Genomic DNA, 1,237 nt, shown 5'->3' with positions numbered 1-1,237 from the left:
CCGGACGACGCCCGGCCGCGTCCGGCGGCGCGGGCCGGCCGGGTCCTGGCGGCGGCGCCGCTGCCGGTCGCGCTGGTCGCGCTGGTCGGCCTGGCCGGCGTGGTGCTCGACCGGGTGTACGCGGGCTCGCTGCTGACCGTCCTGGTGCTCGGGTCGGCGGTCGGGTCGGTGCTGGTGAGCGTGGCGGCACCGGCGTCCGCCGGGTGTGCACCTCGAGGGCGTCCTCCCAGGTCTGCACCGGCCGGGGGGCGCGGCCGGTGAGGGTGCGGTAGAGAAGCGCGCCCAGGGCGTAGACGTCGCTGGCCGGATCGGGGGGCCCGGGACGCATCCGCTCCGGCGCGAAGTACGCGGGCGTACCCATCAGCAACTCGCCGGTCTGGCCGGCGAGCGGGTGGTGCGGCCCGGCGAGCGCGGCGATGCCGAAGTCGAGCACCTTCGCACCGGTGTCGGTCAGCATCACGTTGCCCGGCTTGATGTCGCGGTGCACGACGCCGATGCGGTGGGCGGCGGCGAGCGCGGCGGCGACCTGTCCGGCCATCCGGACGGCCTCCGGCCAGGGCAGCGGGCCGCTGGCGAGCCGGTCGGCGAGGTTACGCCCCTCGACCAGTTCCATCACCAGGTACGGCACGACGACACCGCCGGCGAGGGTCGCCTCGCCGTAGTCGTACACCTGGGTGACGTGCGGGTGGCTCAGCCGTGCGGCGGCGCGGGCCTCCCGCTGGATGGTGGCCCGCAGCTGCGGGTCGGTGGCGAGTTCCCCGGCGAGGGCCTTCACCGCGACGGGCCGGTGCAGGACCTCGTCGTCGGCGCGCCACACCTCGGACATCCCGCCGCGGCCGATGCGCTCGCGCAGGACGTAACGGTCGTGCAGCCGAAGGCTGGTCGTGAACGGCGACATAGGCGCCCAGTCTGCCTGGTCGATGCCGGCAGTCACCACCCGCCGTGCCCGGTTAGGTGCTCTTAGCCGTGGATGGTCCCGCTTTCGGCCGGCGCCCGGAGTGGCCGGCGTAACGCCGACGCACGCCCCGCCGGTCCCGACCGTGGAAGACGGCGGCCGTTCCGCGGGGCAGACGCGACGCCGGACGGCGTCAGGAGCAGCGGGGTGTGGCGGGCACCGGTGCGGGTTGGATGCGATCGGCGAGGCCGAAGCCCCGCGGCTACTGTGCGGGCGTCGACCGCGCGGTGCAGACCGTCGAGGAGGCGCTCAAGCTCTACGGCGCCCCGATCTACGTGCGTA

Annotated in this window: 2 protein-coding genes; one reads left to right on the top strand and one right to left on the bottom strand. The window is 75.4% G+C overall.

Annotation, left to right across the window (positions count from 1 at the left end; all coding sequences use genetic code 11):
• The coding region (locus tag AB0I76_RS30255) for a serine/threonine-protein kinase (protein WP_357042650.1) at positions 1-898 on the bottom strand (898 nt) is incomplete at its 3' end.
• A gap of 230 nt (positions 899-1,128) precedes the next feature.
• Between AB0I76_RS30255 and AB0I76_RS30250 the strand changes: the two genes are divergently transcribed.
• On the top strand, positions 1,129-1,237 hold a 109-nt coding region (locus tag AB0I76_RS30250; protein ID WP_357042653.1), incomplete at its 3' end, for a hypothetical protein.

The organism is Micromonospora sp. NPDC049799 (assembly GCF_040656655.1).
In the GTDB taxonomy this organism is placed as follows: domain Bacteria; phylum Actinomycetota; class Actinomycetes; order Mycobacteriales; family Micromonosporaceae; genus Micromonospora.
The sequence above is the reverse complement of the archived record's forward strand: the minus strand, read 5'-3'. Positions and strand labels throughout refer to the sequence as shown.